This is a genomic window from Cohnella yongneupensis (assembly GCF_042655785.1).
GTDB classification, from domain to species: Bacteria; Bacillota; Bacilli; order Paenibacillales; family Paenibacillaceae; genus Cohnella; species Cohnella yongneupensis.
In genome coordinates this window covers 1-23022 of the sequence record NZ_JBHSNC010000059.1, presented here as the reverse complement: position 1 = coordinate 23022, position 23022 = coordinate 1, and the positions used below count along the sequence as shown (strand labels likewise).

General features: G+C 56.8%; 12 protein-coding genes. 3 read left to right on the top strand and 9 right to left on the bottom strand.

All coding sequences use genetic code 11. The features are described 5' to 3' along the window. From ACFPQ4_RS24545 to ACFPQ4_RS24515, 7 genes are all read right to left on the bottom strand, one after another. Positions 1 to 939 (bottom strand): ABC transporter permease, encoded by a 939-nt coding sequence (locus tag ACFPQ4_RS24545; protein ID WP_378114589.1) that lies wholly within the window; start codon positions 937 to 939, stop codon positions 1 to 3. Between the two features lie 441 nt (positions 940 to 1380). Next, the gene (locus ACFPQ4_RS24540; protein WP_378114588.1) at positions 1381 to 3711 is read right to left on the bottom strand and encodes a helix-turn-helix domain-containing protein; all 2331 of its coding nucleotides are present in this window, start codon (positions 3709 to 3711) and stop codon (positions 1381 to 1383) included. A gap of 42 nt (positions 3712 to 3753) precedes the next feature. Then, a complete protein-coding gene (locus ACFPQ4_RS24535) occupies positions 3754 to 4623 on the bottom strand; it encodes a phytanoyl-CoA dioxygenase family protein (RefSeq protein ID WP_378114587.1) in 870 nt (289 codons plus the stop codon). A 55-nt stretch (positions 4624 to 4678) separates the two neighbouring features. Beyond that, positions 4679 to 6079, bottom strand: coding sequence for an ABC transporter substrate-binding protein (locus ACFPQ4_RS24530; RefSeq protein WP_378114586.1), 1401 nt, complete (start codon positions 6077 to 6079; stop codon positions 4679 to 4681). An 11-nt stretch (positions 6080 to 6090) separates the two neighbouring features. Continuing rightward, a complete protein-coding gene (locus tag ACFPQ4_RS24525; RefSeq protein WP_378114585.1) occupies positions 6091 to 8046 on the bottom strand; it encodes a DUF5010 domain-containing protein in 1956 nt (651 codons plus the stop codon). Positions 8047 to 8333: 287 nt separating this feature from the next. After that, positions 8334 to 11510 carry a galactose-binding domain-containing protein gene (locus ACFPQ4_RS24520; RefSeq protein ID WP_378114584.1) on the bottom strand — a complete coding sequence of 1059 codons (3177 nt, stop codon included), beginning with the start codon at positions 11508 to 11510 and terminating at the stop codon, positions 8334 to 8336. Between the two features lie 428 nt (positions 11511 to 11938). Beyond that, entirely contained in the window at positions 11939 to 13048 is a 1110-nt protein-coding gene (locus ACFPQ4_RS24515) for a GntR family transcriptional regulator (RefSeq protein ID WP_378114583.1), read from the bottom strand. Between the two features lie 216 nt (positions 13049 to 13264). On the opposite strand from ACFPQ4_RS24515, the gene desA reads away from it, so the two are divergent. The 3 genes from desA (at position 13265) to ACFPQ4_RS24500 (ending at position 16138) form a co-directional block, all read left to right on the top strand. Then, positions 13265 to 14281: a Delta(5) desaturase DesA gene (desA, locus tag ACFPQ4_RS24510; RefSeq protein WP_378114582.1), complete on the top strand. Its 1017-nt coding sequence runs from the start codon at positions 13265 to 13267 to the stop codon at positions 14279 to 14281. A 91-nt stretch (positions 14282 to 14372) separates the two neighbouring features. Then, a complete protein-coding gene (locus ACFPQ4_RS24505; RefSeq protein ID WP_378114615.1) occupies positions 14373 to 15542 on the top strand; it encodes a sensor histidine kinase in 1170 nt (389 codons plus the stop codon). Next, entirely contained in the window at positions 15539 to 16138 is a 600-nt protein-coding gene (locus ACFPQ4_RS24500; RefSeq protein WP_378114581.1) for a response regulator, read from the top strand. Before ACFPQ4_RS24505 ends, ACFPQ4_RS24500 begins: the two co-directional genes overlap by 4 nt. A 306-nt stretch (positions 16139 to 16444) precedes the next feature. Here ACFPQ4_RS24500 and ACFPQ4_RS24495 read toward each other — a convergent pair whose 3' ends face one another. Then, positions 16445 to 17929 (bottom strand): glutamate synthase subunit beta, encoded by a 1485-nt coding sequence (locus ACFPQ4_RS24495; RefSeq protein ID WP_378114580.1) that lies wholly within the window; start codon positions 17927 to 17929, stop codon positions 16445 to 16447. A 24-nt stretch (positions 17930 to 17953) separates the two neighbouring features. Continuing rightward, on the bottom strand, positions 17954 to 22564 hold the full coding sequence (gltB, locus tag ACFPQ4_RS24490; RefSeq protein ID WP_378114579.1) for a glutamate synthase large subunit: 4611 nt from the start codon (positions 22562 to 22564) through the stop codon (positions 17954 to 17956). Positions 22565 to 23022 lie beyond the last annotated feature (458 nt).

Sequence of the window (23022 nt, the reverse complement as noted above, 5' to 3'; positions counted from 1 at the left end):
TTAGTAGAGGACGCCTTTGTTATCGTCGCTGAGCTTCTTCGAAATCCAGTTCGCGGCGACGACCATCACGAAGCCCATGAACGATTGGTACAAGCCGACCGCGGACGTCATGCCGAAATCGCCGTACGTGCGCATCGAGCGGAACACGTAAGTATCGATGACGTCGGTCGTCGGATATAATTGGCCGTTATCGCCGACGAGCGCGTAGATCATTCCGAAGTCCCCGTAGAAAATCCGACCGACCGCCAATATGATCAGGATTAGAATCGTCGGCCGCAGCTGCGGAAGCAAAATCCGCATGATTTGTTGCAGCCGGTTTGCTCCGTCAATTCGGGCGGCTTCATAATATTCCGGATTGATGCCGGCGATTGCCGCCAAGTAGATGACGAGTCCGTAGCCCGTCGATTTCCACAAATATACGATGACGAGAATCGCGGGCCACAACCCCGGCGAATTCATGAAGTCGACGCGGTCGATGCCCACGCTAGTCAATACGCCGTTGATGATGCCCCGCTCCGACGAGAGGAACGTCCCGAGGAACAGCGAGACGACGATCCAGGAGATGAAGTAAGGGAAGAAGATGAACGTCTGGAAAATGCGGGCGCTCAGCTTGCTGCGTATTTCGTTCAGCAGGATCGCGGCTACGACGGCGGCCAACGTCCCGAACAAGATGAACAGCGCGTTCAGGAACAACGTGTTGTACGTAATCCGGTACAAGTCGGGCGACGTGAAGAAAAACTCGAAGTTATCGAAGCCCGCCCAAGGGCTTCCCAAGATGCCGTCCTTGAAATTGTAGTTTTTGAATGCGATGATGACCCCGAACATCGGCAAATAACTAAAGACGAAGAAGAACAGGATGCCGGGTAACGCCATGAGATAGAAGGCGCTGTTGTCGGACCTCGTCAGCTTGCCGCGGAGTCGCCGGGTAACGGCTTTCATCGGGTAACCTCCTCTGCCTAATGACTCCTTGCCCCCTCATATTGGGCCATGCAACAGCTTCGCGACTACTCCGAAATCCGCTTATCTCTCAGAAATCCCGCGAATCGGGAGATATTACAGTCCCTATCGCGCATCTGAGTCGACAGGAGGCCATAACAAAGAAGAGCCCGGCTGAATGCCGGGCCCTTCGATCGGGTGTTCATTTTAATAACTCAGTCGTGCCGCGCTATTCCTATCGTCCGCGGCCGTTTCCCTTCAGTAACTTCACACTTCGCATGCCTCCAACCTCGCCACATGAGGCTACAGCGCCAAAACTCGGCTTCGCACGATTCTAACCTCGCCACATGAGGCTACAGCGGCGAAACTCGGCTTCGTACGATTCTAACCTCGCCACATGAGGCTACAGCGGTGAACACGGGGATCCCGCCGCGCTATTCCTCGTCATTCCGCTCCGCCATGTTGCTTACGATACGCGTTCGGCGTCATGCCGAACTCTTTCTTGAATACGAAATAGAAATAATTGCTGGAGCTGAAGCCCGCCATCGCGGCGATATCGTTGATCAGCGCGTCCGACTTCTCGATCAGCTCCTTCGACCGTTGCAGCCGCTTTCGGTTAATGTACTCGTGGACGGAGAAGCCGATGCTATCGTTGAACAGCTTGTTTAAGTAGCTGACCGAATACCGCAAATGCTCCGCCACGTCGTTTACCGAGAACTCAACCCGCGAATAGTTCGCGTCGATGTATTGGACGCCTCTCTCTATCGTGCCCGCCGCTTTGGCGATTTTGCCCTCTTCCTTATGCTCGATGAACCCGACGAGTATTTCCGTCACGCATGCGCTCATATCGTCCGCCGTCTCCACTTGCGACAACTTCGCGTACAGCTCCTCTTCGTTCAGCGCGCGCCGCGGCGCGAGCTTCTGCGGCATCGCTTGCATCGCTTTAGCGACGTTCGCGACTATGCGCGCCAATACCGCGTAAGGGTCTCGGCAAGGGTGTCGGTCCAGCGCGAGCAACAAGCCGTCGACCGCTTCCTTCGTCTTGTGCGGACGGCCGAGCCGAAGCTCGTCGAGAATCGCCTTCTCCCGATCGTAGGACGCTTCCTCCGTTTGGCCGAACAGCCGATCATGCACATGCACGGCGCCCGGTCCGCGGAACAGCCGGCAATGCGTGGCGGAAAGCGCGCTTTCGTACGAATAATCGGCTTCGGACAAAGCCTCGACGGTGTCGCCGATGCCGACCGTGACGCCAAGCTTCAAATACTCGCCGACGTTGTGTTGCAATTGCCGTACGTCGGCAATTAGCGCGTCCTCCGATAAGCTGGACGCATCGACGAGAACGGCAATCTGATCCTCGCCGATCTCGACGGCGATCGGACGGCAGGCGCCCGCGAACGTCTCTTCGGCGATATTCCGCATGGCGTAGCGGAATAGGTAACGGCTCTCTTGATCATAGCGGTTCTCGAACGCCCGATAGCCGTCGATCCGGCACAGCACGACGCGAACGCGCTCGGCGTCGCCCAAGGCGAGCCGGTGCTCCTTCACCCAACGATTCAGCGCTATGCGGCTATCCTTGTGGCCGAGCAGCAAACTGCGCAACAGCTGATCCCTTAGCAATAGCCGCATTCTCGAAGACGCGATGCCCAGCGATTCGTTGTCTTTGATCACATTGGCGAACACGCGGGAGATCGTTGCCAGATCCCCGTCCTTCGCGGTATCCGGCGCGCCTCTCAACTGCTTCTTGGCGAATTGGGCGAGCGATTGGATCGGGACGTACAGCCGCTTGGACAGCAGCACCGATAACAACAAGCTCAACGCGATAAGCATGCCGCTTCCGATCATCGTCAGCTCGCGAATCCGGATGAGGCTGCCGAAAAGCTTCGTGTACGGGTAAAGGCTTACGTAAGTGAAACCGGTGCTCTCCAAGTTCGTTCGTTGATAAGCCAGCACGTATTTTTCCCCGTCGATGTTCTCGATGAAGGTACCATTTGGAGAGCTGGATTCGGCGATTGCCTGTTGGTATTTGAACTTGCCTTTCTCGTTCGCTAGGGAAGGCATGCCCGCGGACGTCACGAACGAGCCGTCGTCCTGCAAAATGAACAGCTTATTAATCGGATCGCTCGACAGCTCGGACAGCATATTTTGCAGCTGGTCGTCGTCGATGTTGATAATCATAGCCCCTTCGATGTAGTCCGCTCGCGAAGAAGGCTCCGACAAGAGGAGCGAAAGCGTCGGTGCGCCTTCCGGTTTGCTGGGCATCGCGTGTCGCAGCAGAAACGGGATTTTCGGGGAACGGTAATGAAAATCGCGCACGATCCCGGTCATTTCCGTATCCGGAAATTGGTCGATGCGCTTATTTGAATACGCCGTAGATACGACGACGTCCAATTGCGTGTTGTACAAGTAAATCGAATGAACGATCGGATTGGACTGAATGAAGCGGTTCAGCCGGTTCGCCAGCTTGAATTGGTTATAGACGTCCATTTCGTCGCCGGAGAACATCGCGGCGTAAATCGTATCGTCGTAATACAAGTCAAGCCCGCCCTTGATCGTAGACGTGTACAAATAATTGGACACGTTCTGCGTCTGGGCGAGCAGCTTGTGGGAGAGCCGGTCTATTTCTTCCTTCATGATTCTGTCCGATTGAAAATAGTAGAGGCCGAACACGACGACGACGTTCAGGATATTGAGCACGATGAACGACAATAGCAGCTTCACGTACGTGCTTCTTTTTAACGATAAGGATGCGTTCCTCAGCAATTTCAACGGTTTCATCGTCGCTCCCCCTCCCGTCGTCCCGCATCGGCTAAGCCCAATTTACCAGCGATCCAAGCCTAGCAGCTTGCGCCCCAGCCCCGAGAGCTGAGGGCGGCTTGCGTTATTGTTGCGTTCCCAGCCTCTCGGATCCTTCGGCAGGAAAGTAGATTCATACGCCTCGAACGCGCGAATCCGCGCTTCCGTCTCTATCGGATCGTCCTGGTTCGCCGGGGACATGAGAATATATTGGGCGAATCGGATGTCGTTCGAGAGATTTTCGCCGTTGCCGTGCGGAAGCAAGGCATCCCAGATAAGCAAGTCGCCGGCTTCCCCCGGAATAGGCGTAATCTCGTAACCTTCCAAGTTCGGAATCGTCGGGTTACGGTCGGCCGGCTGGCGGGCGATGTACCCTTCCAGGTCGCGATAGATTTCGGGCACGCATTGGAAGCCGCCTTGGTTGGCCGCGGTGTCCGCCAAATACAGAACGCCTTGCAGCCCGCTCTCGCCTACGCGCATCGGGAACTTCAAATTCGACGTATCCCGGTCCCAGTGAATGAAGCTTTGGTTCAGCTTCAGATGACTTTCCCGCTTCGGCAGCTTCATGTTGACCCGATCGAGCGACACCCACAGCTTCTCTTCGCCGAGCAGCTCCTTGAACACTTCGTATACTTTCGGATACATACGATTGTCCCACAACGTCTGATCATGGAAGAACGGAAGCATCCCCCGCTCCTGATCCTCGAAATAATCGTCCGCGCCTTCGGCGGGGGTATACCAGCCTTCGCGGTCGTCCGGGCTTTTGCCGACGAATTCGAAAATGCGCCGAACCGTCTTCTCGCACAGTTCCCTAGGTACGGCATTTTTCACGAGCACGTATCCGTTGTTATTGAAAAACTCCAAATAAGAGCCTGGTTTGCTTTCAGCCTGCATTGCCATTTCCTCCCTTGAACGATACCATACTCGTAAATATTGGGAAAGCGCTTCCTTATAGCTTCAACGACGAGCGTATCTCCAACGTCCGCTTGTTCCATTGCTCCGTCGCCGAAATCATGTCGCTCACGTCCCCGTCCTCGAAAATGATTTTGTTGCCGAGGCCGTTCCACTGGTATTCGCCGTAAGCCGGAATCATATAGCCCATTTCGGGAATACCATTATCGCGCGAAATTTTTACCGCTCCCGTGTTTTTGCCCTTCCAGAGCGGAATTTGGTCGGTGTAGGCGTCAAGCTCGGGATCGATGATCGCGGCGTTGTTGCCTTGCTCCATTTTCCACTTCTGAATTTCCTTCGAGAATTGGAAGCTGATGTACAAGAACGCCTCGTCCTTGTGCTTGGAGCCCGCGAGCAGCGTCATAGGACCGTAGATGCTGTAGCCCGGCTGACCGGACGCCCCCTTCGGGAACGGCAAAATATCCCAATCGAAATTCGCGTTTTTCCACAAGTCCGGAATGTTCCAGCTGCCCCCGATCGCGAGACCCGTCTTGCCGTTCAAGAAGTTCGACACGACGTCGCCCTGCGTTTTGGCGTCCGCGTAGGACAGTATCGAACCGTCCGTCGTGACGAACGACTTCAGCCAGCGAAAATCGTCCATGACGCCCGGAGTGTTCATCAAGCTCTGGGACAAATCCTCGTTCATGTACTGCAAGTAAGACGCATGCCCGTCCGCGATCGCCTTCGTGCTGAGCAAACGCATTTGCCATTCCGGCATCGTCGTCATGCCGTACTCGCCTGCTGTCGGATCAGTTAGCTTCTTGGCGATGTCGCGCAGGTCGTCGTACGTCCAATCGTTGGACGGCATGTCGACCCCGTGCTTATTAAGCAGGTCCTTGTTGACGAGAATCCACATCGGCACGTCCACGAACGGAATCGCCACGCGCTTGCCGTTCACTTTATACAGATCGAGCAGGCCTTGCTTGATCGTCACGCTTTGCATCGTAGGGTCTTTATCGATGTAGGGCGTAAGATCCTCCACGATTCCGTTCTGCTCGAAAGCGAACAAGTCCTGGTCGACCCATGTCAAGTCTGCCGGCGTTCCGGCCGCTTCCAACGCGGCGACGACCTCGAGAATCGGCTTGCCGTCCACCGGAACGTTCTCGATCGTGATCCATGGATATTTTTCGTGGAATTTCTGGTAGAGCGGCACGTAGTCGTCACCCGCCCAGCTGACGATTTTCAGCTTCACGGGCTCGTGTTCCACCGTTGCGTCTTCGGATGCGGGCGCGGACGGTTCGACGGATTCGGATGGAGCCGCCGTCGCGGAGGCCGGGCTTGCGCTCGGCGACCCGGACGTATTATTCGCGTTGTCTTTCGAACAGGCCGACAATACAAGCGTTGCCGTGAATACGGCGCATATGAGCCAGGCTAACGTTTTCCTTGAGCTTCGGTTCACTTCGTATCCTCCTAATTGGTCCAATAGTTCAAATTGATTCCGCCGTCGAGCATTTCAAGCCGCACCGTATGGTACGTGCCCGATCCGAACGAGAACGTTCCCGCGTTGATCGTTTGGTACGATTGCCAGTCTCCGGTGTTCGGCACCGTTACGGTCGCTCCCGCGACGCCGTCGATGACGAAACGGATTCGTTTGCCGCTAAGCGGCGAAGCTACGCGCAACTTCAACGTCACGGCGCCCTGCAGCGGCACTTCCTTCCACTCCAGCCATTCGCCGGCCTCCGTATAGCCGACGTCCCAGCCGCCTCCTGCATCCGAGGTCGTCTCGACGTCCATGGAACCGTCGCGATACACGCCGGTCGCGCTGCCGCTCGTCGTGTCGTTATAGCTGTCGGCGCTCTCCGCCTCGATCCGCAGTTGCGCCGGGAACGGACTGCGCGAGAACCTGCGCAGGATGTTGATCATTTGGTTCGGATAATCGTACTTGGTAGCGGCGTACGCGCCTTCTCTCCCCCGCCACGTCGCTGCGTTCTCCTCCCAGTCCGTGAATCCTTCGACGAGGGTGACGAGACTGTTAGGCACGGTGGCGTTCAGATTGTCGATGAGCGTTTGACCGTGATTCGGGTCGATATTCATGTTCGTCGAACCGACGACGAACCGGAACGACGGCACCGCGACGCCGAAGTTGTTGCCGCCGAACGTCGTGACGGTGCGGCCGCCCGGCACCGGAAACCAACCATGCACGCCGTCGACCACGGAAGCAACCGTCGGATCCTCGCTCAGCCAGCTTTGATCGACGATCAAGTACGGGTTGACGCCGAACTCGGCTTGGGCGCGCTGCCGAATGTATTCGACCATTTTCTTCAGATTGCCGTTACCTTGGTTCGTGAACGCGAAGTCTCCCATCGCCCACTCGTAAATGACGGGACGCCCGTCTATTTTAAAGCGTAAATTGTCGGGGACAGCCGTGAAAAACGCCCGTAGATTATGGTCCCAAATGTACGCGTAACCGCCTTCGCCCGTACCGTTCGCATCCCCGACGTCAAACGGCGGGTTGTATCCGCCCGTACCGTGCTTGAAAGCATTTTTCTTGTCGGTCATCGATGCCGGCGTATCGTCGAGAGCGCTGATTTTCAGCTGCGCGCCCGCGCCTCTACGGTTAATCGCGTCAACCAACCCGCTCAACTTCCGCGTGTCACCGCCATTATTGGCCGGGTGCGCCGGATCGAGATAACCGCGAATGGTCGGCGCGACGAAGTCGACTCCCGACGTGACCAGCTCCTCGACGTAGTTGTCCCAGAACTTCGCCTCGTCCGCCGTGCTCTTGAACAGCGGCAAATCGAAAATCTGATTGCCCTGGTTCACGTAAGGTCCGCCGGTCATCGTCTCTTTGGAAATACCGAACGTCACGCCGAGATAATGCGGCCCTTGCGGCTGCGGCGTGGAAACGACGACCTTCTGGAACGTCTCCCACGGACCGGCGCTAGCCCGGTTCGCGATGAGCGGCAGCGTCGGGGAAATATCCGCGTCGACATACTGATTGTTCGCGCCGGATTTCAGATAGACGTTGTTGCCGCCGGCGTCGATGATCTGAAATTTTTCGTTGGCCCCGATCGTCGTCGCGCTAGCGATCAGCACGTTGTCCGCGCGTTTGGACACGTACTTGTTATTGGCATTGGACTGCAGCGCGAACAAGCCGCCTCCCGCGTCCCTTACGACGAATTGCTCCCATACGCCGGCCGTAGCCCGATTGGCGATGAGCGGATCCGCCCCCGCGTTGTCCGCGCACACGTAATTGTTGTTGGAGAGCGCCTTCAGCGCGATCGTCTCTCCGATGACCGGCAACGCCGCGTCGGCTTTGCCTGGACCGTTCAGCGCCAACGCGGGCAGCACCAATAGCGCAGCCAATAAGAGCAGCGCCTTCTTCATGCTCCGCGATAACATCCATCCTGCATTTCCTCGTGTCATTTAAGAACCCCTCCATCGTATGGTTTAGCATTCAGAATGCGAAGACCAAGGTGTCAAGTACCGCATCGCCTCCTTGAATTACGGACTCCCGGGGCTCTAGCATATTCCACCACCCCCGCGCCATCAAAGTCAGAAATTAAGCGATTACTCAGAAAAACGATGGTTTTGCGATAATCGTACTTTTGCAGGGATATCGGACTTGGCGTTTCGGTCGCGGGCACGAAAAAACCGCCCTCGGGATCACTCCCGAAGGCGGCTTCATGATGGACAACGCTACAGGATATTAACTACGCCCGCTGAAATTTCTCCCACGGTCCGACCGACGCCCGGTTGGCGATCAGCGGACTTGCTCCCGCGGCTTCCGCGCTTACGTACTGGCCGTTCACCGACGCTTGCAACGAAAACGTGCCGTCGCCGTTATCGACCCATACGAACTTCTGACCCGTGCCGATCGTCGTCGCGCCGGCGATCAAATTCGCGGTCGTCGAAGCGGTCACGTATTTGCCGTTGGCAACGGCCTTCAGCGCGATCGTCCCGCCGCCGGCGTCTTCCACGGCGAACTGCTCCCACGGTCCGGCGGAATCGCGGTTGGCGATGAGCGGATCTGCCCCGCCGTTATCCGCGCACACCAGCTTGCCGTTAACCGTCGCCCTCATCGAGATCGTCTGTCCGACCGGCGCACCCGTGCCTCCGCCTCCGGAGCCTGGCGTCCCGTACGCCTCGAATTCGTATATTCTAGCATTGCTGCGATCTCCCGGCGTTTGGAAGTAGGCGGCGTTATCCTGCACCGGAGTGGTAATGTACAGCCTGACGTATCTCGCATTGAACGATGTCACGTTCCGGTCCGTGACGGAAGCCGTATTGTTAGCCACCGTATCGACGTCCGTCCACGTATTGCCGTCGCTGCTTCGCTGCAGCTTGAAGTTTTTCGTGTTATACGTCGTCGATTCGCCGTTCGAGCCCGCATGCTTCACGACCCAACGGGTAATGTCGTAGTTCGAGCCAAGGTCGACGCGAAGCCACTTGTCACCGGGAACGGAGCTCGGCGGCTGCGACGTCCACTTCGTCGTTGCGATCCCGTCCACCGCTTGATTCGCCGACTCGTTGGAAGCGATAACGTCGCTGGCCGTCGCCGTCTTGTTCAGCGCGAGGTTGCCGGACGGGTTGGAGACCCCTCCGCCGAGCGGCGAGCTCATCTTCGTCAATAGATCGGAATAGACGGCGCCGTTCGGAGCCAGCATTAACGTTTCGTTCGCGGACGTCGTGAGCGAGATCTCCGCCCCCGACACCGTGCCCGCATCAGAACCGTTGCGGTATAGGCGCAGCGTTTGACCCGGCCAAGGATTGACGAGCGTCGCGGTCTTGCCTTTTTCGCTAATAATGCGGACGTACTGCGCGACGTTGTTCCGCTTCTCGGCCGATACGAGAAATGCGCCTACCGCCCGATGATCGCCGAACTTCGCGTCCGTGTTCGCCGGCCAGTTCGGGAAAATCCGCAGCTTGTTCTGGAACGATTGCAGCATCATTTCGGACAACGTGGCCGGAACGGTATTGAACGTCTCGATGCCTCCGCCGGACAACCGCATATGCAGGTTGTTGTAGCTGCGAACCGAAATATGGTTAGCCAGCTGCGATAAAATCGTCGCCGGATCGTAGCCGACCCGCGCCGCGGCCGGATAGAACGTGTTGGAGCCGTTGCCGTCGTCCCAGCGCGCCATTTGGCCGATCATGTTGCGCGCGATCTGCAAAGTCGCCGCATCGCTGGACAGTCCGATTTGTCCGCCCGGGTATATATGCTGAATGCCGATCGAATTGTCCCCGCTCCAATCGCGGCCGACTTCGGTATACCGGAACACCGTCTGCCCGTTGCGGGTGAACGTCGGGAACGGACTCATGTTGTTCAGGAGGTTCTGCCACGTCGAGCGGAGCGTCGCGTCTTGATTCAATGCGGTGCTAATGTCAATGCTGCCTTGCAATAAATAGCGGACGAGGCCGAGCGACATGACGCCGTTTGTCTGCGGGTAGGCATCCCCTTCGTGCTGCGCGTCGTTCACGATATCGTAGCGCGAGCCGTCCCACACGAGGTAATTTTGCCAGAATAGCGCGACCTGCTTCAGGTAGTTGTACACGGAATTCGCGTACGTCGTATCTTGAGTGACGTAGTAGCGCATGATCATGTTCGTCGCAGCGAACGCAGCATTCGTCTTCTGGTTGTGAAGAGACTCGTCGCCGGAACCGTTCGGTAACGGTCCAATGCCGACCGGATAATAGACGCCGCTAAAGCCGTTGGCCGACGCTAGCGCCTGGCCTTTCGGGATCCATTCGACGACGGGCTTGTCGTAGTTTTCCGCCAGCTCGACGTGGTTGTTCGTCAGCGTCCAATAGAACGGCACTTCATAGTTGTAGTTCAAATGGTAATCGCCGCGCCAATCGCCGTTGCGCGCCAGCCAGTTGCCCCACAAGCCGGGAGCCAGCTCGCCTGCACGGGATACGCTGCCCATCAAATAGAGAGAAGCATAATAAGAGCGCTCGATCGTCTTGTTCGGAATCTCGATGAACGATTTGCCGTAATAGGCGTTCCACCAAGCTTGATGAGAGGATTTAAGGTTGTCGATGTCGGTCTGCGTCTTGCCGCTCACGTTGTTGATCGCCGCCGTCTGGTAGCTGCCGTTATCCTTATTGCTGACGATGCTCGTGACGAGCGTGTACGTGCCGCCCGGATTCATCGTGAAGCTAAGCGTCCCGCCGCTCACGGTGCCGGTCGTTCCGATGACCCGCGTAGCGAGGCGCGCCCGAACGGTGCTCATCCCGGCCACCGTGTCCGCCGAGTCCGCCCGAACGTCAAGGTACAAAACATCCCCCGATGCGCCCGTGCTGCTCGCGAACGTATTCTGGTTGCCGCGCGCCATCGAGACCGACACCGCTCTGGTACCGCTGCCCGTGTACGTGAACTTCGTAATAAGCAAGTTCGTCGACGTGTCCGTCGCCTGCATCCAGCTAGTCGTCTTGATCGTGTTGCCCGACAAGGCGAACGTGCCGTCCACTTGCGCGCTGCCCAGCTTTTGCTCCGTCAAGTAGCTGGAGCCGGCCATCGTAGGGACGGCAATGTTCAACCTTGCCATCGACTTGACTTGGCGCTCCTCTTGCGACCAAAACTCGTTTTTGCCGAGTACCATGACCATCGCGTTAATATTGCCGACGATAGCCACCCCCACGTCGCCGTTACCGAGCAGCGGCGCGTCCGGCGTGTTGCCGTAATCGCTGTTCGTCGGCGGCGTTGTGTAAGTACCTTGGTATTGCGCGACGATGCGCTGACCCTGGTTGGCGGTAATACTATCGGCGCTCGCCTTCTTCGATCCGAACGGGCCGACGGCGAACAGACTAAACAATAATGCGCTAGACAACGATATCACTCCTACTTTTCTGGCGAATCGGGATTTACTTACCTTGTTCTTTGTTGGCATTTCAAATCCTCCCTGATTTAGTGGGTTATGTTTCACGAAATCGTTGCGGGCGAACGTCTCCCCCTTTCGAACAAATTATTAAAGCGCTTACATTAATCGTGCGAACATCGCCTCCTCTCCTACTGAAGGTGGAATGACGCCAACTATGCCGGCTAATGCGAAGAATGGGAATCCCTATAGATCGGTCGATTTGGACAATGAGATTGGGAGTTCGGCGTTGGGAAAAGAGAGTGGTCGACCTGAGGGATAACTCGACGTCTGTATCATTTAATTAATACAATAAACGACTATCTGTGTTACTTTTACACCGAGATCATACTTTGTGGTTCAATAATTGTCAACATTTTCATTAAATATATAAAAATATCAATACAGATGATACAAAAAATGGAGCTAGGCACGTAGCCTAGCTCCCTTGCGAGTATCGATTATCGCGTCTTCGCGACGCCGATCGAATTGCCCGGATTGATTTCCGCCCGGCAAATTTGACCGAGCACGGACAGATGGTCCTTGCCTTCGATCAAGTTCATCAATTGGATCGCCGCGGTTCGGCCCATGTCGTAGAAAGGCTGATTCACCCCGGTTACGTCGAGCTTAAGCTTGCGGTTCAAGTTCCATGCGTCGTAAGTGACGAGCGACACGTCTTCGGGGAACCGGATTCCGAGGTTGTTCAACGCCGCGATTACGGATTCCGCGATTTGGTCGTTCGCGCTGAAGACGGCGGTGCAGTTCAATTCCTTGATCTTGGCCGCTACGCGCGCGCTGTACGCTTCGAATTCCTCTTCGAAATCCTCGAACTCCGTCGGAATGAGCACGTCCAGCTCGTCGTCGAACGAGATCGCCGAATCGAGGAACGCTTGCTTCACGCCGAGCAGCCGCTCATGGAACGTGCTCAGATTGGAGTTACGGATGAACATGATCCGGCGATGGCCCCGATCGATCAACATTTTCGTCAAATTATACGCTCCGGATACGTTATCGCTCGTCACGTAAGGAATATCGCTATGGTACATATGGCGGTCGAGGAAAATAATTTTAATGCCGTTGCTCTTAAGCAGCTCGTACAAACGCTCGTTGCGTTCCAAATGTCCCTTGTCGAAGATCGGACTGAGTATGACTCCGTCCACTCGCTTCGCGACGGCGCCTTTGATCAGCGACTCCAGCTTGTCCAAGTTGCGATCGTCGCTGTAACTGAGCAGGTGGAAGCCGTGCAGATGAAGGACGTCCTCGATGCCTCGCAGCGCGGTCGCCCATAGCGGGTTCTCGATGCCGACGACGGACGCGGCCACGAGTCCGGTGCGACTTTGCCCGAGCGGAGAGACGACTCCGTTCTCGATGAACGTGCCTCTGCGGTTGTCGCGCTTCAGCAGCCCTTCCGTGCATAGCTCCTTAATAGCTTTTTCCACTGTGTTAACGCTTGATTTATACGATTCGGCGAAGTCTCTGCTAGAGGGCAACTTCATCTCTCTAAGCCATTCGCCCTCCATGATTCTTCGCTTAATGTCTTCCTTGATTCGGGTGTACGGATAGCTCGACATGTCATCCCTTACTTTCGCCTATGAATACATAGACTATATATGATTGTATCAACTGTGTCAATTTATTGATTTCAATTAATACAGATCCAACACTATATGACATTCGTCATATGCGCATCCCTGACGTTTATGACTACCTTGTCTACCGGTCCCTCCCCTACAATGGAAGATAGCATACTAGCATCTTGTGCCCGAATCCGAGGAGGAATTCTATCCATGGCGACAGCCCCAGAATTGCAATTGAAGAAGAAGATGGCTCCCTTCGAGAAGAACGATACGAAAGCAAGCATCAGACAACTCGTCAATACGCTCGTTCCGTTAGCCCTATCCTGGATGGCCGCTTATTATTGCTTGGCTGTTTCTTTTTGGCTTACGCTTCCGATCGCTATTATTACAGCCGGCTTCGTCGTTCGTACATTCATCATATTCCACGATTGCTGCCATCAATCGTTCTTCAGAAGCAAGCTCGCCAACGAGATCGTCGGCACGATTACGGGCGTCCTGACCGTCGTCCCTTACCATCAATGGAAAACGACCCACTCTATCCACCACGCATCGAGTAGCAACTTGGACAAGCGCGGAATCGGCGACATGTGGATCATGACGGTCGACGAATACGCCGCAGCATCGACTTGGGAACGGTTCATGTATCGTTTTTATCGCAATCCTCTCGTCATGTTCGTCATCGGTCCGATTTATATTTTCCTCATCGATTATCGGTTTAACCGCAAGGGCGCGAGACGCCGGGAAAAAATCAACACGTACGTTACGAACGCCTCGATCCTGCTGCTTTACGCGTTGCTCGGCTGGGCGCTCGGCTGGGAAGCATTCCTGCTCGTCCAGGCTCCCGTCTTCTTCTTCTCCGGGCTGGCCGGTATTTGGTTGTTCTACGTCCAGCATCAATACGAGGATTCCTTCTTCGAGCACGAAGAGGAATGGAGCTACGTGAAAGCCGCGGTCGAAGGAAGCTCTTATTATAAGCTGCCGAAGATTCTGCAGTGGTTCACCGGCAATATCGGATTCCACCACGTTCACCATCTAAGCCCGAGAGTACCGAATTATCGGCTCGAAGAAGCGCATAACGCGACGCCGCCGCTCCATATGGCTACGACAATCGACCTGCGCACGAGTTTGAAGTCGATCAAATTCCGGTTGTGGGACGAGGAGAACAAGAAGTTCATCGGGTTCAAGGAATTCAAACGCGGCAGACGCGCGCACAAGCTCGCGGCCTAATTAAGCATAGTGCGGATCGGCAATTGGCATGCCCTGCGGACGGTTATGGTAAAATAAAGGACATAAAGCCGCGCGCAAGGGGGCGTCGACAATCCAAAAGTGGCATCAGACGTTTCACCGCAATACGGGACTAGGCCCTTACGTATGGGTCGTCTTCTGCATTCTTCCGTTCTACTTCATCGTTCGGTCGTCGTCGATGCTGGAAACCGCGATCGGCATCGCGATGATCATCGGCTTCTTCGGTTGCTACGTCCTGTCGTTCTTGGCCAAGGGTTGGCAGGTGTACTTCTGGACAAGCGCCCAGATCGTGATTTCAGTTGCCATGACCGTCGGGTACGGATACGTTTATTTCTCTTTGTTTTTGGCTTTTTTCATCGGAAATATCCGCAACAAAGCAGGCTTCTTCACGTTGTATACGATCCATCTGGTCGGTACGATCGCCACGATCAACTACGGCTTCGTCACCAAAAACCCGCTCTTGCTCTCCCAATTTCCGTTTGTTCTCATAAGCTTGATAGCCGTTATTTTGTTGCCGATCAACACGTACAACCGGAACAAGCGGGAGCAGCTGGAAGGCCAGCTCGAGAACGCGAACAAGCGAATTTCCGACCTCGTCAAGCTGGAGGAACGGCAACGGATCGCCCGCGACTTGCACGACACGCTCGGCCAGAAGCTATCGCTCATCGGACTGAAGAGCGACTTGGCCGTTAAGCTCATAAGCAGAGATCCCGATCGTGCCCAGGCCGAGCTGTTCGACGTCAGGCAGACGGCCAGAAGCGCGCTCAAGGAAGTACGCGAAATCGTCACGAATATGCGCGGCATGCGGATCGAGGACGAAATCATCCATATGCAGCAAATGTTGAAGGCGGCCCAGATCGAGCTGAACCTGGAAGGCGATACGAAGAGAATCGCCACCACGCTGCTGAACGAGAACGTCGTAAGCATGTGCCTGAAGGAAGCCGTCACCAACATCGTGAAGCATAGCCATGCCACGAGCTGCTCGGTATCGTTCGATTCCACGGATTCGGAGCTTGTCATCAAGGTGTCGGACAACGGCATCGGAATCAATAAGCGGAGCGGCGGCACCGGCAATAGGCAGAACAAAGCCACTGGTACCGCTCAGGAAAACGGCTTGCGCGGCATGAAGGAACGTCTCGAATTCATAAACGGTAGTCTAGAGATCGTGTCGGAGAACGGAACGACGTTGCTCATGCGGGTGCCTAAACCTGTTAAACAACCGCTCGAGGAGGTCAGATCATGATACGAATCGTCATCGCCGAAGACCAGCGGATGCTGCTTGGCGCCTTCGCGTCTCTGCTCAACTTGGAGCCGGGCATGGAGGTCGTCGGCCAAGCCAACAACGGAAAAGAAGCGATTGAGCTCGTTCATCGGCATAAGCCGGATATTTGCTTGATGGATATCGAGATGCCGGTCAAGAGCGGTCTGGAGGCAGCCGAGGAGCTTAAGGACCAGGACTGCAAAATCATTATTTTGACGACGTTCGCGAGGTCCGGTTACTTCGAAAAGGCGATGAAATGCGGGGTTCGCGGCTACTTGCTGAAGGACAGCCCGATCGAGGAGCTGGCGGATTCCATCCGCAGCATTATGGCCGGTCGCCGGATCTATTCCTCCGAGCTGGTCGACGAAGCCTACCGCGAGGAGAACCCGCTGACTGAACGGGAACGCGAAGTGCTCGGACTGATCGCCGACGGCAAGAGCACGAAGGAAATCGCCAGACAGCTGTACATTACGACGGGCACCGTGCGCAATTACATCTCCGTCATTCTTGATAAGCTGAAGGTAACTAATCGGATCGAGGCGATTACTCGGTTTAAAGAGAAGGGTTGGTTTAAGTGATGTTGCGGGGCTTGCGGTCGATTACTGCTCCTTCTCGGAGCGACGTAGTGTCAAATACCTACAAAAGTACATTCATTCCCTCTTAGTGACCTAGATAGTGAGAAATGTCTGCCAATGCGCAGGCTTTCCGGTCATCGTCGCCATAAAGAACGAAAACAACGAAGAATGCCTGCACATTTTGCAGGCATTCTTTCGTTGTATTATGGGGTTTGTTGAATTGCCTGCACTTTTGCAGTAATGATCTGTTGCATCGTATCTAGTTCGTGAAGGTTATCATTCACGTAGCGGCAATCGGAGTAACAAGTCTTACGGTAGTAACGTATCCCCCATCAAAAACCGGTCGCACTCGCGAGCCGCCTCGCGGCCTTCGTTGATCGCCCAGACGACGAGGCTTTGGCCGCGGCGCATGTCGCCGGCGGAGAAGACGCCGGGGACGTTCGTCGCGTACTTGCCGTATTCCGCCTTGGCGTTGGAGCGTTCGTCCTTCTCCACGCCGAGCTGATCGAGCACCGTCGATTCCGGCCCAAGGAACCCCATGGCCAGCAGAACGAGCTGCGCCGGCCATTCGCGCTCCGAACCCGGTACTTCTACCGGTCCGAAGCGGCCGTTCGCGTCGGCCTTCCACTCGATCTCGACCGTATGAAGCGCCTTGAGATTACCTTCCTCGTCCCCGACGAACCGCTTCGTCGAGATGAGATATTGCCGCGGATCGCTGCCGTACAACGCCTTCGCTTCCTCTTGGCCGTAGTCCAGCTTGTAAACCCGCGGGAACTGCGGCCACGGATTGTTCGCCGCGCGGGTCTCGGGCGGCTTCGCCATGATCTCGAACTGCGTGATGCTGTTGCAGCCGTGACGCAGCGACGTGCCCACGCAGTCGGTGCCGGTATCGCCGCCGCCGATGACGATGACGTCCTTGCCTTCAGCAGAAATATATTGACCGTCCTCGTGATCGGAATCGAGCAGGCTTTTCGTATTTTTGTGCAGAAACTCCATTGCCAGATGGATCCCCTTCAGTTCGCGACCTTCGATCGGAAGATCGCGTCCTTTGGTCGCTCCGCCGCACAGCACGATCGCGTCGAACTCTTCCTTGAGGCGCGAAGCCGGAATGTCGCGACCGATCTCCGTGCCCGTCACGAACGTAACGCCTTCCTGCCGCAGCAGCTCGACGCGCCGTTCGACCGTCCGCTTATCCAGCTTCATGTTCGGAATGCCGTACATGAGCAAGCCGCCGACCCGGTCCGCCCGCTCGTAGACGGTAACCGTATGTCCCGCCTTATTAAGCTGCGCCGCGCAAGCAAGCCCGGACGGTCCCGAGCCTACGACCGCGACCTTCTTGCCGGTTCTTGCTTCCGGCGGCTCCGGCACGATCCATCCTTCGGCAAAGCCGCGGTCGACGATCGCCTTCTCGATATTCTTGATCGTAACGGGCGGATCGTAGATGCCGACCGTACACGAGCCTTCGCATGGCGCAGGGCATACCCGCCCCGTAAACTCCGGAAAATTGTTCGTCTGATGAAGCCGGTCGAGCGCCTGCCTCCACAACCCGCGGTAGACGAGGTCGTTCCACTCCGGAATGACGTTGTTGATCGGACAGCCCGCAGCCATGCCGTTAATGATTTGTCCGGTGTGACAGAACGGAATGCCGCAATCCATGCATCTGGCGCCTTGTTCCCTAAGCTGCTCCTCCGACGCTTTGAGCTGAAATTCCCTCCAATTCCGTATGCGTTCCAAGGGGTTCATTTCTGGAGGCAATTCGCGCTTATACTCCATGAAACCGGTCGATTTCCCCATCGTTACTCCTCCGTAGCCTTGGGCTCAGTTGCCGCTTACGCGGGACAAGTCTTTCATATTCGCTTCGAACGCGGCCATCGCGGCTTCGCCGGCGCCTAGACCGTCCGAAGTAAGCCGCTCCATTGCCTCCAGCATCCGCTTGTAATCTTTCGGAATGACTTTGACGAACTGCGGCAGACATTCCTCCCACCGGTCCAAAATCGACATCGCGCGCTCGCTATCCGTGTAACGGGCATGGCGTTCGATCGTCCGGCGGAGCATCTCGGACTCTACCTTGTGCTCCATGCGCTCCAGATGCACCATCTCCAAGTTGCAGCGGTTGACGAACGAGCCGTCCGCATCCCACACGTACGCGATGCCGCCTGACATTCCCGCCGCGAAGTTGCGTCCCGTCCGCCCGAGAATGACGACCCTGCCTCCGGTCATATATTCGCAACCGTGGTCGCCGACGCCTTCGACGACCGCGTACACGCCGCTGTTACGCACGCAGAAGCGCTCGCCCGCTATGCCGCGGATGTAGGCTTCTCCCCCAGTCGCGCCATAAAAGCCAACGTTACCGACGACGATGTTGTCTTCCGCCTTGAACGAAGCTTCCCTCGGCGGGGCGACGATGATTTTGCCGCCGGACAATCCTTTGCCGACGTAATCGTTCGTGTCGCCTTCGAGCCGAAGCGTCATGCCGCGGGGCACGAACGCCCCGAAGCTCTGACCCGCGGACCCGCGGAAATCGAATCGGATCGTATCCTCGGGCAAGCCTTTCGCGCCGTAACGGCGGGTCACTTCGCTGCCGAGAATCGTGCCGACGACCCGGTTCGTATTGCGGATCGGTACTGTCGCATGCACGGACTCTCCCGATTCGAGCGCCGGTTCGGCCAAACCGATCAGCGTCGTCCGGTCGAGCGATTGGTCCAAACCGTGATCCTGCGCCACGGTACGATAACGCCCTACGTCCGAGCCGACCTCCGGTTGATATAAGAGCGGCGACAAGTCGACGCCTTTCGCTTTCCAGTGCGCGATCGCCTTGCGCGGGTTCAGCTTGTCGGTCCGGCCGATCATCTCGTTCACCGTTCGGAAACCAAGCTGAGCCATCACTTCCCGCAGCTCTTGCGCCACGAAGCGCATAAAGTTGACGACGTGCGCCGGATCGCCGGCGAATTTGGCGCGCAGCTCCGGATTTTGCGTCGCGACGCCGACCGGACACGTATCGAGATGGCAGACGCGCATCATGACGCAGCCGAGCACGATAAGCGGCGATGTCGCGAAGCCGAATTCCTCGGCGCCGAGCAAAGCGGCGATCGCGAGATCGCGCCCCGTCATCAGCTTGCCGTCGGTCTCGACGACGATTCGGTCGCGCAAATTGTTGAGCACGAGCGTCTGATGCGTCTCGGCGAGTCCGAGCTCCCACGGCAAGCCAGCGTGGCGAATGCTCGTCTGCGGCGATGCGCCGGTGCCGCCGTCGTAGCCGCTGATAAGCACGACGTCCGCGCGCCCTTTGGCTACGCCCGCCGCGATCGTGCCTACGCCGACCTCGGACACGAGCTTCACGTTGATTCTCGCGCGCGGGTTAGCGTTTTTCAAATCGTGGATCAGCTCTGCCAAATCCTCGATCGAATAGATGTCATGGTGAGGAGGAGGTGAGATCAAGCCGACGCCAGGCGTCGAGCCGCGCACCTCAGCGATCCACGGGTACACTTTGCGTCCGGGCAACTGCCCGCCTTCGCCGGGCTTCGCGCCCTGCGCCATCTTGATCTGAATCTCGTCGGCGTTCACCAAGTAGTTGCTCGTGACGCCGAACCGTCCCGACGCCACCTGCTTGATCGCGCTGCGACGAGAATCGCCGTTAGCATCCGGAACAAACCGCGCCGGATCTTCACCGCCCTCGCCGGTGTTGCTCTTCGCGCCGATCCTGTTCATCGCGATCGCCATGCTCTCGTGCGCTTCCTTGCTGATCGAGCCGTACGACATCGCGCCGGACTTGAACCGTCGCACGATCTCGTCGACCGGCTCGACTTCGTCGATCGGCACGCCGCCCCCGTCTTCCGCCGCGAACTCCAACAGCCCGCGAAGCGTGAACAATCTCCCCTGCTGGCCGTTAACCGCGTCCGTGAACTTCTTGAACAACGCGTAATCGTTGTTCCGGCAAGCCTGCTGCAGCGCATGGATAGTCTGCGATTGGTAAATGTGCTCTTCCCCATCGCGCCGCCACTGGTACTCGCCGCCGGACGGCAGCACGAGCTCTCCCCGTTCCTGCTGCGCGTAAGCTTTCTCGTGCGGAATGAGCGCTTCCCGAGCGATAACGTCCAGGCCAATGCCCCCGATGCGGGAAGGCGTCCAAGTAAAATACTTGTCCACGAACGGCTGCGCCAAGCCGACCGCTTCGAAAATTTGCGCGCCGCGGTAGCTCTGAATCGTCGATATGCCCATTTTGGACAACACTTTCACGACGCCTTTGACCGAAGCTTTCATATAGTTGTAGATCGCCTTGTCATGGGTAATATTCACCAACAACCCTTGGCGGATCATATCCTCAAGTGACTCGAGCGCAAGGTACGGATTGATCGCGCTCGCCCCGTATCCTAGCAACAACGCAAAGTGATGCACCTCGCGCGGATCGCCGGACTCCACGAGCAAGCTGACTTTCGTCCGAGTACCTTGGCGGATGAGATGGTGGTGCAGACACGCGACGGCGAGCAAAGCCGGAATCGCCGCGTTGTCCCGATCCATCTCGCGGTCGGATAAGATCAGCAAATTGTGACCGTGTGCGATGACCCGATCGGCCGCTTCGCACAACCCTTCCAAAGCCGCTTTCAATCCCCGTTCCCCTTCGCTCGCGACGAACACGATCGGCAAAGTAATCGACTTGAAGCCGGGTCTGCGAATGTGACGGAGCTTGGCGAATTCCTCGTTCGTCAGAATCGGAGACTTCACCTTAATGTGCCTACAGCTCTCAGGCTCAGGCTGCAGCAAGTTCCGCTCCGGCCCGATCGTCGTGCCCGTCGCCGTAATGATCTCCTCGCGGATCGCGTCGATCGGCGGGTTCGTCACTTGCGCGAACAGCTGCTTGAAGTAGCTATAAATGCGCTGCGGTCGTTGCGAGAGCACCGCGAGCGGCGCATCGTAGCCCATCGAACCGATCGGCTCGACGCCGCTTTGCGCCATCGGCTCGAACACTTTGCGCAGCTCCTCGTACGTATAGCCGAAAGCGCGCTGCCGCTGGAAGACCGTCGCATGATTCGGCTGCGGAACTTCGAGCGCTTCCGGGAGATCTTCCAACTCGACCAAATGCTCGCTCAGCCATTCCCCGTAAGGCTGCTTCGACGCAATACCGCGCTTCAGTTCCTCGTCGGCGATGATTCGGCCTTCCTTCGTATCGACAAGCAGCATGCGACCGGGGTGCAGCCGCTCCTTACATACGATTTTGTCCGCCGGGATATCGAGTACCCCTACCTCCGAGGAGAGCACGATCAGATCGTCGCTCGTCACGTAGTAACGCGCCGGGCGAAGCCCGTTCCGGTCTAGAAACGCACCGATCCGCGTGCCGTCGGTGAACGCCATCGCCGCGGGTCCGTCCCATGGCTCCATCAAAGTCCCATGATACTCGTAAAACGCTTTCATCTGAGCGTCCATGCTTTCGTGGTTCGCCCAAGGCTCCGGCACCATCATCATGGCGGCGTGCGGCAAAGATCGTCCCGACATATACAGAAATTCCAGCGCGTTATCGAACATCGCCGTGTCGCTGCCGTCCTGATCGATGACCGGCTTCACCTTCGCCATATCCGCCTTCTCGCCGAACAGTTCGGACTCCGCCAATGCCTGCCGAGCATGCATCCAGTTCACGTTGCCGCGAAGCGTGTTGATCTCGCCGTTATGAATAACGTACCGATACGGATGCGCGCGCTCCCAGCTCGGAAACGTGTTCGTGCTGAACCGCGAGTGGACGAGCGCCAGCGCCGTTACGACGTCCGGATCTTGAAGCTCGGCATAGAACGAATCCACCTGCTCGGGAATGAGCATGCCTTTGTACACGATCGTCTTGCAAGACAAGCTGGAGACGTAAAAGCTCTCCCCGCCGTCCAGGCCGCTATATCGGATCGCTTGTTCGGCGCGTTTGCGAATGACGTACAGCTTGCGTTCGAAGGCGAGCTCGTCGTCGCCCTCAGCCCCCAGCCGCCCGATGAACACTTGCCGCATGAACGGCTGAACCGCTTTGGCCGTCTCGCCGAGCAGCTCGTCGTTCGTCGGCACCGTTCGCCAACTGATCAGCGTCTGGCCTTCCTCGCGGATAATGCGTTCCATCTGCTGCTCGAACGTCCGTCTGAGCGCCTCATCCTGCGGCAAGAACAGCATTCCGACCCCGTAATCTCCCGCATTCGGGAGCGCGATTCCTTCCATGCCAAGCTCGCGCCGAAAATACTTGTCCGGGATTTGAAGCAAAATACCCGCGCCGTCCCCCGTGTTCGTCTCGCAGCCTTGTCCGCCGCGATGGTCGAGGTTTCGCAATACCGTAATGGCTTGACGGACGAGCTCGTGCGACTTGCTCCCCTTGATATTCGCTACGAAGCCCATGCCGCAGGCGTCGTGCTCATAACGGGGATCGTACATGCCTTGTTTAGCCGGTAACCGATTCCGCATCATCGTGTGCAACCTTTCTCTTCGTAGAATGAGGGTTGTTCATGCACGACTGACTGGATGTCTATCTATTGATAATTCAAGATACGAGCCGATATTCCTTTTTTTGCTAGTAAAAATGATCCATGGTGGATCGTAGTGATACGGGTGGGGCGGAAAATGGAAAGGGAGCTTCAGCGCGCTGCAGTTCGGGTTGGCGCTACAGTTCGGGTTAGTCAAACTACGTGCGGGAAAAGTAGCGTTATGCGCGTTATAGTTCGGGTTAGTCAAACTGCGTGCGGATCTAGGAGCAGTCGGCACGTTGCAGTTCGGGTTAGTCAAACTGCGTGCGGGAAATGAAACATACGGCGCGCTACAGTTCGGGTTTATCTAACTGCGGTTAGCAGCTCTTTTCGTCGCTAGAGTAAAGGGCTGAGATTATCAGCCCCTCCTCATCAAACCGTACGTGAGGTTTTCCCTCATAC